General features: G+C 66.5%; 18 protein-coding genes. 10 read left to right on the top strand and 8 right to left on the bottom strand.

Going from position 1 to position 22,580, the window contains the following annotated elements:
• Positions 1 to 64: 64 nt before the first annotated feature.
• Genes mobA through hemC form a run of 4 tightly spaced genes read right to left on the bottom strand, consistent with a single transcriptional unit; the run spans position 65 to position 3,281 of the window.
• On the bottom strand, positions 65 to 655 hold the full coding sequence (gene mobA / locus LI72_RS14730; RefSeq protein ID WP_052129943.1) for a molybdenum cofactor guanylyltransferase: 591 nt from the start codon (positions 653 to 655) through the stop codon (positions 65 to 67).
• A gap of 12 nt (positions 656 to 667) precedes the next feature.
• Positions 668 to 1,567: a hypothetical protein gene (locus LI72_RS14725; protein ID WP_156139637.1), complete on the bottom strand. Its 900-nt coding sequence runs from the start codon at positions 1,565 to 1,567 to the stop codon at positions 668 to 670.
• Positions 1,567 to 2,289 carry a uroporphyrinogen-III synthase gene (locus tag LI72_RS14720; RefSeq protein WP_033926724.1) on the bottom strand — a complete coding sequence of 241 codons (723 nt, stop codon included), beginning with the start codon at positions 2,287 to 2,289 and terminating at the stop codon, positions 1,567 to 1,569. The genes LI72_RS14725 and LI72_RS14720 overlap by 1 nt, the downstream gene beginning before the upstream one ends.
• Positions 2,289 to 3,281 carry a hydroxymethylbilane synthase gene (gene hemC, locus LI72_RS14715; protein ID WP_081985056.1) on the bottom strand — a complete coding sequence of 331 codons (993 nt, stop codon included), beginning with the start codon at positions 3,279 to 3,281 and terminating at the stop codon, positions 2,289 to 2,291. Before hemC ends, LI72_RS14720 begins: the two co-directional genes overlap by 1 nt.
• A gap of 40 nt (positions 3,282 to 3,321) precedes the next feature.
• On the opposite strand from hemC, the gene tsaD reads away from it, so the two are divergent.
• From tsaD to LI72_RS14700, 3 genes are all read left to right on the top strand, one after another.
• Positions 3,322 to 4,368: a tRNA (adenosine(37)-N6)-threonylcarbamoyltransferase complex transferase subunit TsaD gene (gene tsaD, locus LI72_RS14710; protein WP_033926723.1), complete on the top strand. Its 1,047-nt coding sequence runs from the start codon at positions 3,322 to 3,324 to the stop codon at positions 4,366 to 4,368.
• Positions 4,365 to 5,354, top strand: coding sequence for an NAD(P)H-dependent glycerol-3-phosphate dehydrogenase (locus LI72_RS14705; RefSeq protein WP_033926722.1), 990 nt, complete (start codon positions 4,365 to 4,367; stop codon positions 5,352 to 5,354). The genes tsaD and LI72_RS14705 overlap by 4 nt, the downstream gene beginning before the upstream one ends.
• An 87-nt stretch (positions 5,355 to 5,441) precedes the next feature.
• Positions 5,442 to 5,939 (top strand): MGMT family protein, encoded by a 498-nt coding sequence (locus LI72_RS14700; RefSeq protein ID WP_052129941.1) that lies wholly within the window; start codon positions 5,442 to 5,444, stop codon positions 5,937 to 5,939.
• 11 nt (positions 5,940 to 5,950) lie between these two features.
• On the opposite strand, the gene LI72_RS14695 is transcribed toward LI72_RS14700, so the two are convergent.
• Complete coding sequence (locus LI72_RS14695) at positions 5,951 to 7,894, bottom strand: alkyl/aryl-sulfatase (RefSeq protein ID WP_033926721.1); 1,944 nt, start codon at positions 7,892 to 7,894, stop codon at positions 5,951 to 5,953.
• 303 nt (positions 7,895 to 8,197) lie between these two features.
• Between LI72_RS14695 and LI72_RS14690 the strand changes: the two genes are divergently transcribed.
• The 5 genes from LI72_RS14690 to gltB all read left to right on the top strand — a co-directional run bounded on the left by LI72_RS14690 (position 8,198) and on the right by gltB (position 17,127).
• Positions 8,198 to 9,196, top strand: a complete 999-nt coding sequence (locus LI72_RS14690) for a hypothetical protein (protein ID WP_033926720.1) — start codon at positions 8,198 to 8,200, stop codon at positions 9,194 to 9,196.
• 77 nt (positions 9,197 to 9,273) lie between these two features.
• Positions 9,274 to 10,077 carry an undecaprenyl-diphosphate phosphatase gene (locus tag LI72_RS14685; RefSeq protein WP_033926719.1) on the top strand — a complete coding sequence of 268 codons (804 nt, stop codon included), beginning with the start codon at positions 9,274 to 9,276 and terminating at the stop codon, positions 10,075 to 10,077.
• 267 nt (positions 10,078 to 10,344) lie between these two features.
• A complete protein-coding gene (locus LI72_RS14680; RefSeq protein ID WP_033926909.1) occupies positions 10,345 to 11,778 on the top strand; it encodes an NAD(P)-dependent oxidoreductase in 1,434 nt (477 codons plus the stop codon).
• 32 nt (positions 11,779 to 11,810) lie between these two features.
• Positions 11,811 to 12,554 (top strand): DUF2059 domain-containing protein, encoded by a 744-nt coding sequence (locus tag LI72_RS14675; RefSeq protein WP_231562489.1) that lies wholly within the window; start codon positions 11,811 to 11,813, stop codon positions 12,552 to 12,554.
• 49 nt (positions 12,555 to 12,603) lie between these two features.
• Entirely contained in the window at positions 12,604 to 17,127 is a 4,524-nt protein-coding gene (gltB, locus tag LI72_RS14670) for a glutamate synthase large subunit (protein WP_033926718.1), read from the top strand.
• 109 nt (positions 17,128 to 17,236) lie between these two features.
• Here gltB and LI72_RS19150 read toward each other — a convergent pair whose 3' ends face one another.
• A complete protein-coding gene (locus LI72_RS19150) occupies positions 17,237 to 17,776 on the bottom strand; it encodes an outer membrane beta-barrel protein (RefSeq protein ID WP_052129938.1) in 540 nt (179 codons plus the stop codon).
• Between the two features lie 256 nt (positions 17,777 to 18,032).
• Here LI72_RS19150 and LI72_RS14660 point away from each other — a divergent pair, with 256 nt between their 5' ends.
• Entirely contained in the window at positions 18,033 to 18,704 is a 672-nt protein-coding gene (locus LI72_RS14660) for a glutathione S-transferase family protein (RefSeq protein ID WP_033926906.1), read from the top strand.
• Positions 18,705 to 18,926: 222 nt separating this feature from the next.
• On the opposite strand, the gene LI72_RS14655 is transcribed toward LI72_RS14660, so the two are convergent.
• A complete protein-coding gene (locus LI72_RS14655) occupies positions 18,927 to 19,985 on the bottom strand; it encodes a sigma-54 interaction domain-containing protein (protein WP_052129936.1) in 1,059 nt (352 codons plus the stop codon).
• Positions 19,986 to 20,162: 177 nt separating this feature from the next.
• The gene (locus tag LI72_RS19145) at positions 20,163 to 20,855 is read right to left on the bottom strand and encodes a hypothetical protein (protein WP_052129934.1); all 693 of its coding nucleotides are present in this window, start codon (positions 20,853 to 20,855) and stop codon (positions 20,163 to 20,165) included.
• 191 nt (positions 20,856 to 21,046) lie between these two features.
• On the opposite strand from LI72_RS19145, the gene lnt reads away from it, so the two are divergent.
• Positions 21,047 to 22,580: apolipoprotein N-acyltransferase (gene lnt, locus LI72_RS14645; protein WP_033926717.1), on the top strand; the 1,534-nt coding region annotated here is incomplete at its 3' end.

Genomic DNA, 22,580 nt, shown 5'->3' with positions numbered 1-22,580 from the left:
CGTTATGCAGTCTGCGGCTTTCATTATGCTGAATATCGTGTCCACCGCGAAGCGCCAAGCCGTTTCACCCCCGGCCTTCGGCGCGCCGCCGCGCTTCGATCAGGTCGCCCGGGGTGTTGACGTTCATCAGCGCCGATGCATCCTCGAACGGCACGCCCACCGCGCCAAGCGCTTCGCCCAGACGGTGCAGCGACCAGCGCTCGTCACAGCGCTCCTCCGGCAGCGCGGCCAGTACGGCGCGAGCGCTCCACAGCGCGAACACCGGCTGCAGCGCGCCGCCCGTCTCGGCCATCGCGACCGGGCCTGAGGCGCGCAGCCGCGCGACCAGGTCCTGCGGAACGAACGGCGCGTCGACCGGGCAGGTGACGAAGCCGTCCTCACCCAGCGATGCGACATGCGCTGCCACCGCGCGGATCGCGCCGACCGGCCCGCGCGGCCCGATCGCACCGTCGGGAATGGCAACGAGGCCGGTGGCGTAATCATGCGGGGCCGACAGCAGCACCGCGCCTGCCTGCGGGCGGAGGCGATCCAGAACCCGGTCGATCATCCGCTGGCCGCCGATCTTGGCGAGAGCCTTGTCCTCGCCTTCCATCCGCCGCGATTGCCCACCTGCCAGCAGCACCACGAGCGGCAGGGTCAGCGGGTCCGCGGGCATCTGCGGGCGTGGTCAGTTCGTGCCCGGCTGGGGGGCCAGCGGCGAGGGCTGACCGATCAGCTGGCCGTTGGCATCGCGCAGGCCGCGCGGTTCCAGGATCGCAGCACTCTCGATGATGTCGAGCGCCCGGCGCGCCTCGGCATAGAGCCTGGCCCTGGCCATCCAGTCGGCGGCCTTGTCGCGGCCTGGCAGCCGTTCGATCTCGCCCAGCGCTGCCTCGACCCGGCCTGCCTCGAGATAGCGCTTGGCGCGCTGCATCCGCTGCGTCGGGGTCTGCGACACGGTGCCTTCCTGCTCGATCACGAACAGCTCGCTCGCCTCGCGGGTCAGCGTATCCCAGAAACCCTCGCCATCGGCATTGCCCGAGACGATCGAAGGACCGATCTCTTCGAGCTGGGCGCGCAATTGGTCCATCGTCACGGGGTTCTTGGAGGCGCGGACGATGGTGGCGACCGCATTGGGCTGCGCCGCGCCGAAGCGCAGCTGCAATTGCCCTTCCAGATAGCCCAGTGCCGAGGCACGGTCGAGCGCGCGGCGCGCGGCAAAGGCGATCAGCAAGCCTTCCGCGCGCCCGGCATTGCCCGATGCGGCCTGCGCCTGCACGTTGATCAGCGACAGCCGGTTTTCCAGCTCTGCGACGCGATCGTCAAGCGCGCGTCCGGTCACCGGCCCTGCCAGCATGCCGCCGCCCGGCGGCGGTGCCGGCGGTGCGCCCAGCGCAGGATTGGCGGGGTCGGCGGTGATCACGTTGCTGTCCAGCGCGGCCTGGGGTGCGGCGGCAGGCTCGGCAAACCAGCCCGATCGGGTGATCAGCCAGCCCGACAGGATGGCGCCGCCGATAAAGGCCAGCGCCAGCATGATCAGCAGCGTTCGGCCGCTCGCGCCGCGCGATTCGCGTGTATCAACGTTCATCATGTCTCCGGCGTTGCTGCCTGTTGCGGTCCCGGGCCATGCTGGCACAGCGCGGCTGCGGCGTCCAGCAAGGCACGGTCGTCTGTCGTCGCCGCCACGCGGACCGCGGCCCAGCCGCTGCCCGCCGCATCGACCAGCGCCGGCGCAAACAGCGCCAGCTTGATATGCGCGCGCGCAATCCCTTCGGCATCGACCGATTGCGCGAAATGCTGGGCTGCGCGCGCCGAATGCAGCAGCACCACAGCCGGCGATTGCAGCGCCTCGATCAGCGCTTCGGGCATCGGCAGGGCGCGCGATCGGTAGACGATGCGCGTATCGATGGCGAGCCGCGAGCTGGGCAAATCGACATGGTCTTCCCCCGCCAGCCGGAGGATGTGCAGGTGCCCGTCGCCGGTCAGCATCGGCAGCAAAGCGGCGAGCCCGCCCTGGCCCTGGCCATGCACGCGGAAGCCCAGATCGAGCGCCATCCGCGCGGTCTTGCCGCCGACCGCATAGACCGGCAGCGCCTTCAGGTCGGCCAGCGCCGGGCCGCCGTGGCGAAAGACATTGGCGCTGCCGACCAGCAGCGCATCATAGGCGTCGGGATCGGCGGGCGTCCAGGCGACCTGCTCGATCCGGAACAACGGGCAGACCAGAGGATCGTATCCTGCCGCGCGCAGCGCCTGCGTGGTCGCGGTCGCCCCAGGCTGGGGGCGCAGCACGATGATGCGCGGGGCGGCCATCAGCCGGCCTTGAACAGCCGCGTGATCGTTTCGGGGGCCCGGCCGAGCAGATCGGCAGCCAGCTGCGCAGGCGCGCCCGGATCGCTCGCTGCGAAGCGGATGTCGCCCGCGACATGCTCGGCGCCATCCTCCGAATAGAGCACCGCGCGCAGATGGATGGTCCGGTCCGAGATCCGCGCCAGCGCCGCGATCGCCGAATGGCAATCGCCGCCCAGCGCCTCGAGCAGCGCGCGCTCGGCCATCACGCAGGCCGATGTCGGGGCATCGTCGATCCCGCCAATCAGTGCACGCATCGGCGCATCGTCCCGGCGCACTTCGATCCCCACTGCGCCCTGCGAAGGCGCAGGCAGCCAGACATCGGTCTCCAGCCGTACCGAAGCGATGCCGGGCAATGTCTCGCCCAGCCGGTCGAGCCCGGCGGCGGCCAGCAAGGTTGCGTCCGCCTCGCCGCTCTTGAGCTTGCCGATGCGGGTGGCGACATTGCCGCGAAACAGCACAGGCACGACATCGGGCCGGATCTGGCGGATCTGCGCCGCGCGGCGCGGCGAGCTGGTGCCGAAGCGCGCACCCTGGGGCAACGCATCGATGCTGGCGGCCCCCAGCAGCACATCGCGCACATCGGCGCGCGGCAGCATCGCAGCGAGGACGAACGCTTCAGGGCGGATCGTCTCGACATCCTTCATCGAATGCACCGACAGGTCGATCGTCCCGCCGCCCAGCGACCAGTCGAGCTCGCGCGTCCACAAGGCCTTGCCACCGACATCGGCGAGCGGGCGATCGGTGATCTTGTCGCCGCTGGCCACCACGGGCGAGAGTTCGACCTGATCTTCGCTGAGGCCCCAGCGCGCACGCAGCGCCGCGGCGGTCATGTGCGCCTGCGCCATCGCCAGCGGCGATGCGCGCGTGCCCAGCCAGATGGGCCGGGTGGCCAGGATTTCGGATATGCCTTCGGGCAGGTCGGCGCTGGTGCCGGGGTGCAGTGTCTCTCCCATGCCCTTGTGCTAGCGGCCAATCCCGATAAGGGGAAGCCTTATGGCAATCATCCTGGGCATCGAATCGAGCTGCGATGAAAGCGCAGCGGCGCTGATCGGGTCGGACCGGACCATCCTGGCGCACCGGCTGGCGGGGCAGGAGGACGCGCACCGCCCTTATGGCGGCGTGGTTCCGGAAATCGCTGCGCGCGCGCATGTGCAGACGCTGACCCCTTTGATCGAGGCCGCGTTGAAGGATGCCGGCATGACGCTCGCCGATGTCGATGCCGTCGCCGCGACCGCCGGGCCTGGGCTGATCGGCGGGGTGATGGTCGGGCTGGTGACCGCCAAGGCGCTGGCGATGGCGGCGGGCAAGCCGCTGATCGCGGTCAACCATCTCGAAGGCCATGCGCTTTCGCCGCGGCTGGCCGATGCGAGCCTGGATTTTCCCTATCTGCTGTTGCTGGTTTCGGGCGGGCACTGCCAGATCCTGCGCGTCGATGGCGTCGGGCAATATCGCCGCCTAGCCACCACGATCGACGACGCGGCGGGAGAAGCGTTCGACAAGACCGCCAAGATCCTGGGGCTGGGCTATCCCGGCGGACCGAAGGTGGAGGCGCTGGCGAAGACGGGTGACCCCAAGGCGGTGCCGCTGCCACGCCCGCTGCTGGGCAGCGCGGAGCCGCATTTCTCGTTCGCCGGCCTCAAGAGTGCGGTGCTGCGCGCTAGCCAGAGCGGCAACTACCGCCCCGAGGATATCGCTGCGGGCTTTCAGCAGGCAGTGGTCGATTGTGTGATCGACCGGCTGGAAAAGGCTCTTTCCGCATCTGCCCAAGAAAGTGACATGCCCAAAACCCTTGTGGTCGCAGGCGGGGTTGCCGCCAATGGCGCGATCCGTTCGGCGCTCGAGGCGCTTGCCAGCCGCCACGGCATGGGCTTTGTCGCCCCACCGCTTTGGCTGTGCACCGACAATGCCGCGATGATCGGATGGGCGGGGGCAGAACGCTTCGCGCTGGGGCTCACGGATCCGCTCGACATGCCAGCCCGCCCGCGCTGGCCGCTCGACCCGGCAGCGGAAGCCGCGCGCGGTGCGGGGGTGAAGGCATGACCGGCGGCCAAACTGCGCTCGGCGTCATCGGCGGCGGTGCCTGGGGTACTGCGCTGGCGCAGATGCTGGCGAGCGATGGCAGCGCTGTCAGGCTCTGGGCATTCGAACCCGATGTGGTTGCCGAGATCAACGCCCATCACCGCAACAGCGCCTATCTCGCCGGGATCGCCCTCAACCCCGCGATCACGGCCAGCACCGATCTGGCGGATCTTGCCAATTGCGCTCTGCTGCTGGTGGTCACGCCCGCGCAGCACATGCGCCGGGTGCTCGCGCAATTGCCGCCGGGCAGCGCCGATCTGGTCCTGTGCTGCAAGGGCATCGAAGAGGCGAGCGGCGATCTGATGGTCGATGCCGCGCGCGCTGCTGCGCCCGGCAGGCCGCTTGCCGTGCTGTCCGGCCCCACGTTCGCGCACGAGGTGGCCGGGGGCCAGCCGACCGCGGTCACGCTGGCCTGCCAGGATGGTGCGCAGTGGGAGCGGATCGCACCGCGGATCGCGCGTCCCGCCTTCCGGCCCTATTTCACCACCGACATCACCGGGGCCGAGATCGGCGGTGCGGTCAAGAACGTGCTCGCCATCGCCTGCGGCGTGGTCGAGGGGCTGGGGCTGGGGCAGAACGCCCGCGCCGCGTTGATCGCGCGCGGCTTTGCCGAAATGACGCGCTTTGGCCTGGCCTGCGGCGCGCAGGCCGAAACGCTGTCGGGCCTGTCGGGCCTCGGCGATCTGGTGCTGACCTGCTCGTCGGTCAGCTCGCGCAACTTCTCGCTTGGCAAGGCGCTGGGCGAGGGGCGCAAGGCCGCCGAGGTGCTGGCCGATCGCGCCACCGTGGCCGAAGGCGCGTTCACCGCGCCGGTGCTGCAGCGCGTCGCGCGGGCGCGCGGCGTCGCGATGCCGATCGTTGATACCGTTTGTGCGCTGCTGGCGGGCGAGGTGGCTGCAGCCGAAGCCGCCGCCGCCCTCCTTGCCCGCCCGCTCAAGGCGGAATGAAGCCGGAAAAAAAGCGCCTTATTCCTTTCAGTCCCGAATCGCGCCATCACCGGCGCAACGCTTTGGGTTGATGATGAGGCATGGGCTATGGGCAAGGCAAAGTCGGCGATTGAGCATCTGGAATCGGGCCGCGAGCCCCATATCGTGCACATGATCCCGCCCGGCGCGCCCGGCTATCGCGAGGCTGCCGGCGGGGCCATGGTGGTGTCCAGCCCAGCCGAGGTCGATGCTCTGGTGCGCGCGCTCAAGCCGGGAGAGGTGCTGACGCTCGACGACCTGCGCGCGGCGCTGGCACGACGTCATCAGGTGGCGACCGCCTGCCCGGTTTCGACCGCCATCTTTGCCAACATGAGCGCGCGTGCGGCCGAAGAACGCCGAGCGATGGGGCTGCCCGCTTCGGAGCTGACGCCATGGTGGCGATTGCTCAAGCGCGACGGTTTTCTCAACCCAAAGCTGCCCGGCGGGATGGCCCGCCAAGCCGAACTTCTCGCCGAAGATGGCGTCCTCGCGTCACCGCGCGGCAAGCAGATGGCGGTCTATGACTTTGCCGAGCGCCTGCCGCGCGATCCGGTGGAGTTGCGCTGATCGGGGCCGCGTTACGGCGTGACCACCGCAAAGGCCGGATCGAACGGCGGGTGGAGCATCAGCCAGCGCAGGAACAGCCCCGAATCGCCATCGATCTTCATCGCGCCCGATTTCATCAGCGTCGGGAAATCGGTCTCGCCGATGACGATGCTATCGAAGTCCTTGCGGTTGAGCGTCACCGTGGCGTTGGCATTGCTGAGCGTCGCGCCATAGCGCGGGATCTCGACATCGCCATTGACCATGATGCCCAAGGTCTCCTTGGTATCGGGCAGGATGAAGTTGATCCGGGCACGCATGTTGCCTGACCGTTCGGCGGCAAAGCGGGTGGCGAGCGCGTCGAAGAATTCCGCCGTGGGGATGGCGCTGATGAAGCTTCGGCTCTGGGTGCTCGCGCCCTTGCGCGGCAGTTCGGTGCCGCGCAGCGTCGCGGCGCCCGCGAGATAGTAATTGCGCCAGATGCCCGATTCGGCGGCAAAGCCCAGCGCCTCGTAGCTGTCGGCGAGTGCGGCCTTGGCGGCAGCATTGTTCGGTTCGGCGAAGACCAGATGGTTGAGCAGTTCTGCCGCCCAGCGGTGGTTGCCCTGGCCTTGCGCCTTCCTGCCCGCCGCCAGCAGCGCCTCGCCGCCGCCTGCCAGCTCGACATAGCCCTTGCCAGCGGTGACCGGGGGCAGGGGGTTGAAATTGGCGGGCACGCCATCCCACCAGCCATAATAGCGCTGATAGGTTGCCTTCATGTTGTGGTTGATCGTGCCGTAATAGCCGCGCGAGGCATACGCCTGCTGCTGCGCGGAAGGCTCGGCAATGCCATCGGCGACCTCGTGCAGAGTCATCCCCGCGTTCGCCCGGCCTAGGGTGCGGTCGTGGACATAGCGATAGGCATCGCGCTGGTTTTCGAGATAGCTGGCAACCCGCTTCTGCCCCCAGGTCGGCCAGTTGTGCGAGGCGATCTGCACCTCGGCGCTATCGCCCCATTTGACGAGCGCATTGTCGAGAATCTTCGACCAGCGCAGGGCATCGCGCACCTGTGCGCCGCGCAGGGTCAATATGTTGTGCAATGTCTTCACCGAGACCTCGGTGGTGTGCAGCACCTTGAAATCGGGCAGGTAGAACAGGAATTCGGCCGGAGCCTCGGTACCGGCGGCATCCATGAAGTCGAATTTCACCCCGTCAATGACCTTCAGCCCGCCTTCGGGGCCGATCAGCATATTGGGGGCCAGATAGCCGGTGGTGCCGATCGACAGTCCGGTGCCCAAGCCGTTGTCGACGCGGCCTTCCGCGCCCGGCGCCAGCGCGGTGCCGAACATATAGGCGCTGCGGCGAGTCATCGCGTTGCCCGCCAGCACATTCTCGCTCACCGCCTCTTCGGCAAAGCCGTGCGGGGCGACGATCGGAACCTTGCGCTTCTTCACCTCGTCAGCCGCGATGATGCCGCCGACACCGCCGAAATGGTCGGCATGGCTGTGGCTGAACAGCACGGCGGAGATGGGGCGCTTGCCGATCTTGGCTTGCGCCAGCTGCATCGCAGCGGCGGCGGCCTCTTCGGTCAACAGCGGATCGACCACGATCCAGCCGGTCTTGCCCGCTATGATCGTCATTACCGCAATGTCATAGCCGCGCACCTGCCAGACCTTGCCGGGCACGATCTCGAACAGGCCATGGATATGGTTGAGCCGCGCATGCCGCCACAGCGACGGGTGGACGGTCGAGGGCACGGTCTCGCTCTTGAGGAAATCGAACGCGCCCGCATCCCAGACCGTCTTGCCATCGGCCGACGTGATCAGGCCGCCGGGAATCTCGGCAATCTTGCCGCGGGTGGCGTCAGCCAGATCACTGCCATCATCGGCGGGCAGCCGCGCCAGCACCGCCGCGCGCTCGGCATCGCTCAGCTGCGCCTGCGCCGCGCCGCTACTTGCCAGCGCGAGCGCCATCATTCCGGTTGTCCAGAGCCGTTTCATATTCACCCTCCTGCCTGTGCCGTCTATGCGGTCCGATTTATTGGCAGTCATGCTGCCATATTGTTTGCGCGCTGTCAGCTATAGTTCGTGAGGCCACGGCAAAATCAAATCCCCCCCAAATGGGGTGTGGCAAGCATGAAGACGCGCTTAACCCTGCTTGCGACACCGCAATCCGCTTTTCGTTGCCATCTGCCAAACATCAGCAAACCGCGACCCTGCTGGCCGGTGAATGGAAACGGAAAGGCGATCCCGGCAGGCCCAGCCTGTCGGGATCGTCGCTTCAAATCAACCGGGGGAGCCGCCATGCAGATCGATCGCCGCCATTTCATCCTGGCCTCGGCCAGCGCCGCCGCCTGCGCCGCGTTGCCGCTGCCCGCGCTCGCCGCCAAGGCCAAGTCACCGGTCGCGGTGAAGAACCCTGCCGCGCTGGCCGGGGTGCGCCAGGCGGTCATCGGATCGTTCGCGGTCGGTTTCCTCACCGAACGGGTGGACCGCGCCAAGGCGGGCGGCGGCCTGATGGGCGGCGGCTTCGGCGGTCGCTCGACCGCCAAGAGCTACCTCGCCGGGCTGACCGACGCCGATTTCATCGCTGCCACCGAGGCCGCCTATGCGGCCTTTCTCGACCGGCTGGGCAGCGCCGGGATCACGCTGGGCGACCGCCAGGGGCTGATCGAGGCCTATGGTACCAAGGTCAAGCCCCTGCCCAATGGCGAGGAGCGCAACCTCATCACCGGGCGCGATGACAAGGCCAAGGCGCGGGTGTTCAGCCCCGCAGCGCTCGGCGATCCGGTGGTGCTGATGGAATGGCTGGGCCTGCTCCACGGCGGCAGCTTCGATTTCAGCTTCAACATGAGCGTGGGGCAGGCCAGCATGGCCGCCAAGACCTTCGCCAAGACCTCCGGCCAGCCGGTGATCAATGCCCTGCTGCTGGTCGATTTCGCCAATGCCGAAAGCTACGGCGGCTGGTTCCGCAACACGTCGGCGGTCAACGTCAAGTCCAGCCTCGCGGCCTTTCCCGATGTCAGCCAGCTGACGGTGTTCGCCCCTGGCGGCAAGGTGGGGCAGGTGATCCTGAAGGAACCGGTCGCGATGGGCGGCGACTATGGCACGTTCGAGGACACCACCGGCGGCACCGCCAAGACGGTCGAGACGATCAGCAATGTCATCGGCTTTCTGGGCGGCGTCGGCACCAACAAGTCGCGCAAATACACGATGACCGCCAACCCGGATCGCTGGCGCGAGGGCATGGACGGGCTCTCGCGCGAGGCGCTGGCGCGGCTGACCGCCAGTCTGACCGGGTAAAGCACCGGACCTGGTCAAACGCCGCAAACGGGCGATATTCGGTTGACTTGGGGGTGCGCCGCCGCTCTTAAAGCCGCATGATCGAACTGTACCTTATCCCCATTTTGCTGGGAATCGTCGAAGGCCTGACCGAGTTTCTGCCGGTCTCTTCCACCGGCCACCTGATCCTTGCCACCGAGCTGCTGGGCTTTGATGCGCAGGCCTGGGCGGTGTTCAACATCGCGATCCAGCCAGGCGCGATCCTGGCGATCGTGGTGCTCTACTGGCGCACCTTCATGGATGTGCTCGCAGGCCTGCTGCGGTGGGAGCCGTCCGCGGTCGCCTTCACCCGCAACCTGCTGATCGCCTTCTTCCCCGCCGTGGTGCTGGGTCTGGCGTTCGGTGACCAGATCGACAAGCTGCTGGAAAACGCGGTGGTCGTCGCCTGGGCGCTGATCATCGGGGGCGTTGCCATCCTTGTGGTCGAAAAGCTGGCCAAGACCAGCGATGCCGGCGGCGTGGCCGGGGTTCCGTTCAAGACCGCGATCGGCATCGGCCTGGTCCAGTGCATCGCGATGATCCCCGGGGTCAGCCGCTCGGGCGCGACGATCCTGGGCGCGATGGCGATGGGCGTCGACCGCAAGACCGCGGCGGAGTTCAGCTTCTTCCTAGCCCTGCCGACCCTTACCGGCGCGACGGTGCTGCAGCTCTACAAGAACCGCGAGATGCTGACGCCCGATGATTTCGGCGCGATTGCCATCGGTTTCGTCGTCTCGTTCGTGGTGGCGCTGATCGTGGTCAAGGCCTTCCTCAAGGTCATCACCCGCTATGGCTTTGCCCCGTTTGCCTGGTATCGGATCGTGGCGGGCGCGGCGGCATTGATCTGGCTGGCCAACCGATAGGTCCGATATGGGCCCATAAGGGCTCGCCAAGCCCCGACTTTCGGACCATCGTGGCAATCTGCGATATATAAAAGGCAACACCCCTTACCTATTATCATAAAAATGCGTGACTCACCGTGCGCAATGGCTTAAAGCTGCGTCCGTAGCGGCGGGCACTTGCCTGGGCCGCGCATTTGACTTGCAGCAGGAAACAGGTGGGGCATGGCTGATCACCAGCACGAACAGGGTTTTGCCGACGGAGCGGCATTGGCGGCGGAAAAGCTGGCGATGCTGAAATTCGTCGATCTGGGCCAGTCCTATCCGCCCAAGCGCGCTGCCGATGCACGCGCCGAGGATTTCGACGAAATCTCCGACCGGTTCGATGGCAAGGCCGCACAGCACCAGTCCGCGCGCTGCTCGCAGTGCGGCGTGCCCTATTGCTCGACGCACTGCCCCCTGCACAACCACATCCCCGACTGGCTGCGGCTGACCGCAGAGGGGCGGCTGCGCGAGGCGTATGAAATGTCGAACCTCACCTCGACCATGCCCGAGATCTGCGGCCGCATCTGCCCGCAGGACCGGCTGTGCGAGGGCAATTGCGTCATCGAGTTTTCCGGCCATGGCGCGGTCACCATCGGTTCGGTGGAAAAGTACATCACCGACACCGCCTGGGAACAGGGCTGGGTCGAGCCGGTTGCGGTCGGCAAGCCCCGTGGCCAGTCGGTCGGCATCATCGGGGCGGGACCAGCAGGCCTCACCACCGCGGAATATCTGCGCATGGGCGGCTATGACGTGCACGTCTATGATCGCTACGACCGCGCGGGCGGCTTGCTGACCTACGGCATCCCCGGCTTCAAACTGGAAAAGGACGTGGTCATGCGCCGCGTCGCCCGGCTCGAAGAGGCCGGCATCGTCTTCCACTGCGGCTTCGAGGTGGGGCGCGATGCCACGATGGACGACCTGCGCGAAAAGCACGATGCCGTGCTGATCGCGACCGGCGTCTACAAGCCGCGCGACATCAAGGTGCCGGGCATCGGTGCCGATGGCGTGGTGCCCGCGCTCGACTATCTGATCGCCTCGAACCGCAAGGGCTTCGGCGACGCGGTCCCGGCGTTCGACAGCGGCGCGCTCAACGCGCACGGCAAGAATGTCGTCGTCATTGGCGGTGGCGATACCGCGATGGATTGCGTGCGCACCGCGGTCCGCCAGGGCGCGGCCTCGGTCAAGTGCCTGTACCGGCGCGACCGGATCAACATGCCCGGGTCGCAGCGCGAAGTGCTCAATGCCGAGGAAGAGGGCGTCGAGTTCGTCTGGCTGTCGGGCCCGGTCGCGGTCGAAGGCACGCCGCACGCGACTGCCGTCCGCGCCAGCCGCATGCGCCTGGGCGCGCCCGATGCTTCGGGCCGCAGCGCGCCCGAGCCCGATCCCGACAGCGATTTTTCGGTTCCCGCCGATCTTGTCATCAAGGCCCTGGGCTTCGATCCCGAGGACCTGCCGGGCGCGTTTGGCTGCGACGACCTGTCGGTCAATCGCTGGGGCACCTTGCGGGTCGATCACAAGACGATGATGACCAGCCTGGACGGCGTGTTCGCCGCGGGCGACATCGTGCGCGGTGCCTCGCTGGTGGTCTGGGCGATCCGCGACGGCCGCGATGTCGCCGAGCATATGCACAAGTATCTCAAGGCCAAGGCGCGCGCAGGGGCCGAAAAGGTCGCTGCCTGAGCCGCATGGCCTGATCATACCGGATTGAAATGATGTCTGATCGCTCATCCTTCCTGACGTTGCGTCATGCGCGGCTTGGCCTTGCCGGGCTGGTGCTGGCGGCGCTGTCGCCTGTTCAGGTTCACGCGCAGGCCAGCCCTGCCCCTGCGGCAAGCGTCGCGTCTGAAGCGCCGGAGCCGGTCGACCCTGCCCGGCTGACAGCCGCGCGGCCGGTGGTCGAGAAGCTCTGGCCGCTGGGCACCTACCGGCGGATGATGGACAGCGTCATGACCGGCATGATGCAGCAGATCATGAACCAGATGTTCGACATGCGCGCGGGCGATTTCGCCAAGGCCGCAGGCGCATCGGGCGCGGATGCCGATGCGGTCGGCGACAAGACGCTGGGCGAGCTTGCCAGCGAGGTCGACCCGCATTTTCGCGAGCGCACCAGCATCGCCACCGATGTGATGATGAAAGAGATGATCCCGCTGATCGAGAAGCTGGAGCCCGGCATCCGCGAGGCACTGGCATCGGTCTATGCGCGCAAGTTTTCCGCCGCGCAGCTGGCCGACATGAACGCCTTTTTCGCGACACCTTCCGGCACGGCCTTTGCCGGCGAGTTCATGATGACGTTCGTCAACCCCGAGCTGATGGGGCAGATGCAGTCCTTCGTGCCCGAGCTGATGGCCGCGATGCCGGGGATTACCGCCAAGGTCGAGGCAGCGACCGCGCATCTGCCGCCACCGGTCAAACCGGGCGGGGCTGGCCCCTCCAGCGATGCCGCCACACCCGAATGATCCGGGCCGCCCCTGCAGCGGGGCTGCCCAGCGAAGAAAGACGTTTGCGATGACCCATTTTCCCACTCCCGAGCACGAACGCCTGGCCCGCGAGGGCATGTACCGGCCCGATACCGAATCCGATGCCTGCGGCGTCGGTCTGGTTGCCGCGACCGATGGCAAGCCTTCGCGGCGCGTCGTCGAAAGCGCGATCGATGCGCTCAAGGCGGTGTGGCATCGCGGTGCGGTGGATGCCGATGGCATGACCGGCGATGGCGCGGGCCTGCATGTCGATCTGCCGGTGCGCTTCTTCGACGATGCGATCGCCGATTCGGGCCACAAGGTGCTGCCCAACAAGCTGGCCGTGGGCATGATCTTCCTGCCGCGCACCGATCTGCAGGCGCAGGAAACCTGCCGCACGATCGTCGAGAGCGAGATCATCGAGGCGGGCTATACCATCTATGGCTGGCGTCAGGTGCCGGTGAACATCTCGGTGATCGGTGACAAGGCGCAGCGCACCCGGCCCGAGATCGAGCAGATCATGATCGCGGGCCCCATGCCCGACGAGCAGAATGTCGCCGAGTTCGAAAAGCAGCTGTATCTCGTCCGCAGGCGGATCGAGAACAAGGTGATCGCGGCGCAGATCAACGATTTCTACATCTGCTCGCTGTCGTGCCGGTCGATCATCTACAAGGGGCTGTTCCTCGCCGAGAGCCTGTCGGTGTTCTACCCCGACCTCACCGATCCGCGCTTCGAAAGCCGTATCGCGATCTTCCACCAGCGCTATTCGACCAACACCTTCCCGCAATGGTGGCTGGCGCAGCCGTTCCGCTGCCTAGCGCACAATGGCGAGATCAACACCATTCGCGGCAACAAGAACTGGATGAAAAGCCACGAGATCAAGATGGCGAGCCTGGCGTTCGGCGAGAACAGCGAGGACATCAAGCCGGTGATCCCGGCAGGCGCGTCCGATACCGCCGCATTGGACGCGGTGTTCGAGGCGATCTGCCGTTCGGGCCGCGAAGCGCCCACCGCCAAGATCATGCTGGTGCCCGAAGCCTGGCAGGGCGACCAGGTGCTGCCGCCCGAACACAAGGCAATGTACGAATATATGGCGAGCGTGATGGAGCCGTGGGACGGCCCGGCGGCGCTGGCGATGACCGATGGCCGCTGGGCGGTCGCGGGCGTCGATCGCAATGCGCTGCGTCCGCTGCGCTACAGCCTGACCAACGACAATCTGCTCGTCATCGGGTCAGAGACCGGCATGGTCGTGCTGCCCGAAAGCAGCATTGTCGAAAAGGGTCGGCTGGGGCCGGGCCAGATGATCGCGGTCGATCTGCACGAGGGCCGTTTCTATCACGACCGCGCGATCAAGGACCGGATCGCCGCCGAACAGCCCTATCGCGAGCTGGTCAAGGGCTTCCGCAGCCTCGATGACCTCCCGCCCGCCGGCCCCGACAGCCTGGGCGAGATGAACCGTGCGGAGCTGACCCGGCGCCAGGTCGCGGCGGGCCTGACCATCGAGGACATGGAGACGATCCTCGCGCCGATGGCCGAGGACGGCAAGGAAGCGATCGGTTCGATGGGCGACGACACACCGCTCGCGGTGGTGAGCGCCAAGCCGCGCCCGATCGCGCAGTTCTTTCGCCAGAATTTCAGCCAGGTCACCAACCCGCCGATCGACAGCTTGCGCGAACGGCATGTGATGAGCCTGAAGACGCGCTTTTCCAACCTGGCCAACATCCTGGAGCAGGACAGCCAGAACGAGCGCGTGCTTGTGCTCGACAGCCCGGTGCTGACCAATGCCGACTGGCTGCGGCTCAAGGCCGATTTCGGCAGCCTGGTGGCGGAAATCGACTGCGTCTTCCCCGCCGACGGCGGCCCCGAGCAGCTGCGCGCGGCGATCACCCGCATCCGCAACGAAGCCGAGCAGGCGGTGCGAGAGGGCAGCACCGAAATCTTCCTGACCGACGAGAATGCCGACGAGGACCAGATCGGCGTTCCGATGATCCTGGCCGCGGCCGCCGTCCACACCCACCTCGTGCGCAAGGGCCTGCGCGCCTATGCCTCGATCAACGTGCGCTCGGCCGAATGCCTCGACACGCACCATTTCGCGGTGCTGATCGGCGCAGGCGCGACCACGGTCAACGCCTGGCTGGCAGAGCTTTCGATCGCCGATCGTCAGTCGCGCGGCCTGTGCGGCGACATCAGCCTGTCCAAGTGCATCGCCAACTATCGCAAGGCGATCAACGAGGGGCTGCTCAAGATCATGTCCAAGATGGGCATCGCGGTGATCTCGAGCTATCGCGGTGGTTACAATTTCGAAGCGGTCGGTCTCAGCCGCGCGCTGGTCAACGACCTGTTCCCCGGCATGCCGTCCAAGATCTCGGGCGAGGGCTATGCCTCGCTGCATCTCAACGCCAAGTTGCGGCATGATGCGGCCTGGGACAGCAATGTCGCGCGGCTGCCGATCGGTGGCTTCTACAAGCAGCGCGATGGCGGGGAGGCGCATGCCTATTCGGCCGGCCTCATGCACCTGCTGCAGACCGCCGTCGCCAAGGACAGCTATTCGCAATATCTGCAGTTCGCCGAAGGCGTGCGCCAGCTGCCGCCGGTGTATCTGCGCGACCTGATGGAGTTCAACTACGCCGCCAAGGCAGTGCCGCTCGACGAGGTCGAGGCGATCACCGAGATCCGCAAGCGGTTCGTGACGCCGGGCATGTCGCTGGGTGCCTTGTCGCCCGAAGCGCACGAGACGCTGGCCATCGCGATGAACCGCATCGGCGCCAAGGCGGTGTCGGGCGAGGGCGGCGAGGATTCCGAACGCTATCTGCCGCGCGACAATGGCGACAATGCCAACAGCGGCATCAAGCAGATCGCCTCGGGCCGCTTCGGCGTCACCGCCGAATATCTGGGCGCGTGCGAAGAGATCGAGATCAAGGTCGCGCAAGGGGCCAAGCCCGGCGAGGGCGGCCAGCTGCCCGGCTTCAAGGTGACCGAATACATCGCCAAGCTGCGCCACTCGACCCCGGGGGTGACGCTGATCAGCCCGCCGCCGCATCACGACATCTATTCGATCGAGGATCTGGCGCAGCTGATCTATGACCTGAAGCAGATCAACCCGCATGCGCGCGTCTGCGTGAAGCTGGTCTCTGCTGCTGGCATCGGCACCATTGCCGCCGGCGTCGCCAAAGCGCATGCCGACGTCATCTTGGTTTCGGGCAATGTCGGCGGTACCGGCGCATCACCGCAGACCAGCATCAAATATGCCGGAACGCCGTGGGAAATGGGCCTGTCCGAGGCGAACCAGGTGCTGACGCTGAATGGCCTGCGCCACCGCGTGAAGCTGCGCACCGATGGCGGGCTCAAGACCGGGCGCGACATCGTCATCGCAGCGATCCTGGGCGCCGAAGAGTTCGGCATCGGCACACTGTCGCTCGTCGCGATGGGCTGCATCATGGTGCGCCAGTGCCACAGCAACACCTGCCCGGTGGGCGTGTGCGTGCAGGACGAGCGGCTGCGCGCGAAGTTCACCGGCACGCCCGAAAAGGTCATCAACCTGATGACCTTCATCGCCGAGGAGGTGCGCGAGATCCTGGCGCGGCTGGGCTTCCGCAGCCTCGACGAGATCATCGGCCGCACCGATCTGCTGCGTCAGGTCAGCCGCGGCGCCGAGCATCTTGACGATCTCGACCTCAACCCGATCCTCGCCAAGGTCGATGTCGCTGACGACCAGCGCAAGTTCAACCTCGACAGCTGGCGCAACCCGGTGCCCGACAGCCTCGATGCGCTGATCCTCAAGGATGCGCGCCCCGTGTTCGACCGGCGGGAGAAGATGCAGCTGACCTATAATGTCCGCAACACGCACCGTGCGGTGGGCACGCGTCTGTCGGCGGAGATTACCCGCATCTACGGCATGAAGGCATTGGACGAGGGGCATGTCCGCATCCGGCTGCGCGGGTCGGCGGGCCAGTCCTTGGGCGCGTTCCTGTGCCAGGGGATCACGCTCGAAGTGTTCGGCGATGCCAACGACTATGTCGGCAAGGGCCTGTCCGGCGGCACCATCATCGTGCGGCCGACGGTCAGCTCGCCTCTGGTCAGCCATGCCAACACGATCATCGGCAACACTGTGCTGTATGGCGCGACGGCGGGCAAGCTGTTCGCCGCGGGCCAGGCGGGCGAGCGCTTTGCGGTGCGCAACTCGGGCGCGGAAGTCGTCGTCGAGGGCTGTGGTGCCAATGGCTGCGAATACATGACCGGCGGCGTTGCGGTGATCCTGGGCGAGACCGGCAGCAACTTCGGGGCAGGCATGACCGGCGGCATGGCTTTCGTGCTCGACCGGCATGACCGCTTCGCAGGGCAGGCCAACCCCGAATCGATCATCTGGCAGCGCATCGACAGCGCACACTGGGAAGACCGCCTGAAAGGTCTGATCGCGGCGCATATCGAAGGCACCGACAGCCAGTGGGCACAGGAAATCCTGCGCAACTGGGATCGGTACCTGCCGCAGTTCTGGCAGGTCTGCCCGAAGGAGATGCTCACCCGTCTCGCGCATCCGCTGAGCGATGCGGTGGCGATGGAAGCGGCCGAATAAGCTGCAACCGGAAAAACAAAACCCCGCCTGCGACCTTGGGGAAAGGGCCGCAGGTGGGGTCTGTTGTCAGCCGGTGCCCGTCAGGTGACGAGCATCAGGTGCTGTGCGCTCAGAAGTTGAACGCCAGGCCGCCTGCCACGCGGGTGGTGTCGAAGCCCAGGGTATCGACCGTCACGCGCAGCGCGGTGTTGGTGCCGATCTTGTACTGGCCGCCAACGCCGACGAGATAATCGCCGCTGGTGTCGTCCAGGCCCGACGGAGTCGGAATGCCGGTCGCGCGGCGCACGTCAAGGTCGACCCACTGATAGCCGCCACGCGCGAACAGCTGGCCCTTGTCGCCAACGCGCACGCCGATCTTGCCGGTCGCGCCATATTCGCTGTCGATGATGCCCGAGCCCAGGTTGAAATTGCCTTCCGCGCCGACGATCAGCGTCGGGCCGACGGGAACGTCGACACCGGCGAACACGCCGTAGATCGGGCTGCCATCCTTGCCGAGCGGATTGTCGCCCAGATCGTGATAGCCACCCTGCGCGCCGACATAGACGTCAGCCTGCGGGGCTTCCTGCGCCAGGGCCGGGGCCGACAGCGCGAACGGAAGGGCTGCGACAGCCGAAAGGCAAGCGAACTTGATGGGGGAGAGAGTTTTCATTGTTTTGTCCTTCATTGTCACGCCAGGGCAAGCCCGGCGTCGGGCCGGGTCTAGCTGGTCGCGCCCGACCCCAAGCTGAACGAAAGATGCGGCAAATCGACAGAATCGGTCCGTTGGTCGAAACAAAATGACAGTCTGTTCAGGTTGGGGCAGACTTTGAGGTCCCTGCCGACTGCCCCCGATCTGGCCGTAAAATGCGTTCAAGCCCGCCAGCATTGTGTGGACGCATCGGCGTTGCTGTTGCATGGATGATGCCATGTGGCAGTTGTTTCAGTTTCCCTTGTGTCCGTTTTCGCGAAAAGTCCGCCTGCTGCTGGGCGAGAAGGGCATCGGCTATGAGCTGGTGCGCGAATCACCCTGGGAGCAGCGCGACGAATTTCTCGACATGAACCCCGCCGGGCGGACCCCGGTGATGCGGCACCGTGATCGCGACCAGACGCTGTGCGACAGCTGGGCGATCTGCGAATATTTCGAGGAAACGGTCGAGAAGAACCCGATGATCAACGGATCGGCCGACAACCGCGCCGAAATCCGCCGGCTGGTGGCCTGGTTCGACGAGCAGTTCTTCGGCGATGTCGTCGCCCCATTGATGCACGAGCGCATGCGCAAGCGCCTGATCTATCGCCAGCCGCCCGATGGACGGGTGCTGCGCGAGGCGATGCGGCTGGCCAACACGCATCTCGACTATATCGATTATCTGCTCGACCATCATGCGTGGATCGGCGGAGCGACGATGAGTCTCGCGGATCTGGCCGCCGCCGCGCATATCTCGATCGCGGATTATCTGGGCGGCATCGACTGGCTGGCGCATGCGCAGACTGCGGACTGGTACCGCAAGTTCAAGTCGCGGCCGTCCTTTCGTCCGCTGCTGGCCGAACGGATGGAAGTGATCAAGCCTCCCTCGCATTACGAGGAAGCGGATTTCTGAGGGGTTTTATTCCCTTCAGCTTTCGGACGGTAACGCCTCTCCCTTGATGGGAGAGGCAGCGAGACTTGGTGGCTTTGCCGCCTAGTCGCAGCGGTGAGGGTGCCGGTGCGGCTGGGTGATGATCCATCGCATCGTTGCGCGATCCGGAGCGATCACCTCCACCCAACCCTCCCCCATCAAGGGGGAGGACTTTCGTTCTCCTAGAAGCAGGAGGGAAAGGGTTCAGGCGCTCATCGCGATATCGCGGCCGATCTGGTAGCGCTTCATCTTCTCGACAAAGGTCGTGCGCTGCAGCTTGACCAGCCGGGCCGCGGCCGAAACCACGCCATTGGTCGATTCGAGCGCCTCGATCAGCACGCGCTTTTCCTCGTTCTGAAGATGCTCGCGCAGGTCCATCGGGCGGGCGAAGCGCGGCGTGGCGGGCTGGGCCGGGGCCAGAGCCACGACATTGACGGGCAGGTCCTGCGATGCAGGGGCAGCGCTGGCGGCCGGGCGGGCGCTGCGCGTGGGGCGCAGCAGCATTGCCATCTGGTCGGTGCCAACTTCCATGCCCTGGAAGAACACGGCGGCGCGCTCGACCAGATTTTTGAGTTCGCGGACATTGCCGGGCCAGTCATGCGCCATCAGGATGGCCAGCGCCTCGTCGGTGAACACCGGGGGATTGTCCGCCGCAAAGCCGCGCGACAGGAAATGCTCGACCAGCATCGGAATGTCCTCGATGCGCTCGGCCAGCGCGGGCAGCTCGATCGGCAGGACGTTGAGGCGGTAGAAAAGGTCAGCCCGGAACCGGCCCTGCGCGATCGCGCTTTCCAGGCACTGGTGGGTGGCGGCGATCATGCGGACATCGACGCTGACATCCTCGTTGCTGCCGATGCGGCGGACCTTGTGGTCCTCCAGCACGCGCAGCAGCCGCACCTGCATGTCGAGCGGCATCTCGCCGATTTCGTCGAGGAACAATGTGCCATTATTGGCCGATTCGAAATGGCCGATGCGCCGCGCGATGGCGCCGGTGAAGCTGCCCTTCTCATGGCCGAACAGTTCGGATTCGATCAGTTCGCGCGGGATCGCGCCGCTGTTGACCGCGACGAACGGGGCGGCGGTGCGCGACGACGCGCGGTGCAGCGCGTGGGCGACGAGCTCCTTGCCGGTGCCCGAAGGCCCGGTGATCAGGACGGAAGCGCGGGTTTCGGCGGCAAAGCGCACCAGGCCCCGGATTTCGCGGATCGCCAGGCTGTTGCCCACGATCAGGTCCGCCATTGCCAGTCCGTCCAGCTTGTCCATGTCAACTTTGCCCCATTATGTCTTGCTGGCAGTGCTTACCGCCTTGAGTTAACGATTTAGGGGTCATTCGTTAACGATGCGTAAAGCCGTCAGCCCAGGTGACACATTTCGCCATTTTTTTGACAGGCGCAGGCGCCGCGGAATCCCGATCCGGGGCAGCGGCCGATGCGGGGTCGATCAGCGCTTTTCCGCGGGGCGCGCCAGATTGAAGCAGTGCTCGAAATCGATATCGGTGGCGGTATCGTCGGTTTCGCGCACGGCCTCGGCGGCGATCGCGCTCTCGCGCGCCTTGATGAACCGGGCATCGGCCTCGTTGCCGCTCAGCCCTTCGTCGCGCATTTCGTCGCGGGCGCGCGATTCGAGCACGCTGGCGAGGGTCTTCAGGTCGCGCGCGGTGCTCGAATCACCCTCGCGGCCCTTCACCTCGTCATAGGCGAGCTGCACATAGACCGCGCATTGCAGCATCGAAGGCGGCGGCGGCAGCGGGACGGCGGCGTCCAGCTTCTTGAGGCAGGGCTCCATCACGGCATCGACCACGCCGGCAGGGTCGTTCGACTGCGCCGCTTCTGCCTGCAACCGCTCAACAATGTCCTGCAGCGCCAGCCCGACGCCTTCGTCGCTCGAGCCGGTTTCGGCGACGATGCGTTCGGCGGTGGTGACGAAATAGACGCGTCCGCGGCTGACCAAAGTGGGATAGGCGAGCGCCGAGGTGACACCGCGCGCCTGTTCCGATGCGATGATCGCAAAGGCCGCGGCGCAGGTCAGGTCGTCGCGCTGCGCCTGCGACAGCGTGGGCGCCGACGCGGCGACGGCGGGCGCAGGGGCAGGGGCAGCTTGCAGGGTCAGCAGCAGGGCGGTCAGCATGGTCATCGGCCAAGCTTATGCGCAGCGGCGCACTGCCTGTCACCTGCTTTCGCATCGATAGATAGGCCGCTGTCCAAGCGTGACCGCCCCAGTGTGACCGCACCAGCGTGACCGGCTCAGTGTGCCCCGCCAAGTGTGACAGGCAGGTTGCAACGCCGATTGTCAGCGCCTGCGCGCGCGGGCATAGGCTCACACCCATGATCCAGCGCTATCCCCGTTTGCTCGCCCTGCTCGCAGGCGGTCTGTCCGCCACCGGCTTTGCTCCTCTGGGCCTGTGGCCGATGACGCTGGCGGGTATGATGCTGCTGATCCACCTGATCTCCATCGCCCCCAACCGCCGCGCGGCCTTTGCGCGCGGATGGTTTTTCGCGCTGGGCCAGTTCACAATCGGGCTCAACTGGATCGCGATCGCCTTTACCTATCAGGACACGATGCCGTCCTGGCTGGGCTGGGTCGCGGTGGTGGGGCTGTCCTGCTATCTGGGGCTGTTTCCGGCGCTGGCGGCATTGGCGGTCAAGGTCGTTCGCCCCGGCAGCGGCGACAAGGTCGATGCCGTGCAGGTGCTTGCCTTTGCCGGATTGTGGCTGATCACCGAATGGATGCGCGCCTGGGTGTTCACCGGCTTTGCCTGGAACCCGCTGGGCGTGGTCGCGCTGGATGCGGGCTGGGCGGCGCGGATCGTCGGCACCTACGGGCTTGGTGCGCTGGTCGTGCTGACCGCAGGCGCACTGCTGCTGCTGGTGCAGCGGCAATGGCGAGCCGCAGCAGCGCTGCTGGGAGGCGTAGTTCTGGTGAGCAGCGCTGGCTGGGCCATCCAGCCGCGCGCCGCCCCGCCGACCGCAACGCCGATCACCGTGGTCCAGCCGAACAACGACCAGTCGGACAAATATGACCCGCAGGAGGCGATGCGCAATTTCGCGCGGCTGGAACGGCAGACGGTCGATCGCCAGGCTGTGCGCCCGCGCATCGTCTTCTGGCCCGAGGCAGCCACCGAGGATTTTGTCGAGGATGGCTATCCCCGCCGCTATTATTACCCCGAAACGGCCGCCGGTGTCCGCGCGCGGCTGACCCGCTCGCTCAACGACGGCGATCTGCTGGTCACTGGCGGGGTGAAGCTAGACTTCGACCGCAACGGTCAGGCGGTGGCTGCGGCCAACAGCGTGTTCGCCTTCTCCAGCCAGGGCGAAATCCTGGCGAGCTACGACAAGAGCCATCTCGTCCCTGGCGGCGAATATCTGCCCTATGAAGACATTCTGGGCCAGATCGGCCTGTCACGGCTGGTGCCGGGGACGATCGGTTTTACCCCCGGGCCTGGGGCGCAGACGCTGGACCTGGGGGCATTCGGCCGGATGGGGCTGCAGATCTGCTACGAGATCGTGTTCTCGGGCGAGGTGGTCGATGCCGCCAACCGGCCCGGTTTCCTGTTCAACCCCAGCAACGATGCCTGGTTCGGCACCTGGGGTCCGCCGCAGCATCTGGCGCAGGCGCGGATGCGCGCGCTGGAAGAAGGGCTGCCCGTGATCCGATCGACTCCGACCGGCATATCGGCGGTGATCGATGCCGATGGACGGTTGCTGCAGTCGCTCGCCCATCACAGCGCGGGCCATATCGGCAGCGTGCTGCCCGGCGCGCATGCCCCGACGCCTTTTGCGCGCTGGGGCAATCTGCTGTCGCTCGGGCTCGCGGGGCTGCTGTTGCTGTTGGCAGTTGCACTGGCCGCATTCCGCCGTT

Source organism: Sphingomonas sp. 35-24ZXX, assembly GCF_000786215.1.
Taxonomy (GTDB): domain Bacteria; phylum Pseudomonadota; class Alphaproteobacteria; order Sphingomonadales; family Sphingomonadaceae; genus Blastomonas.
This window is presented reverse-complemented; position numbering and strand designations above follow the sequence as displayed.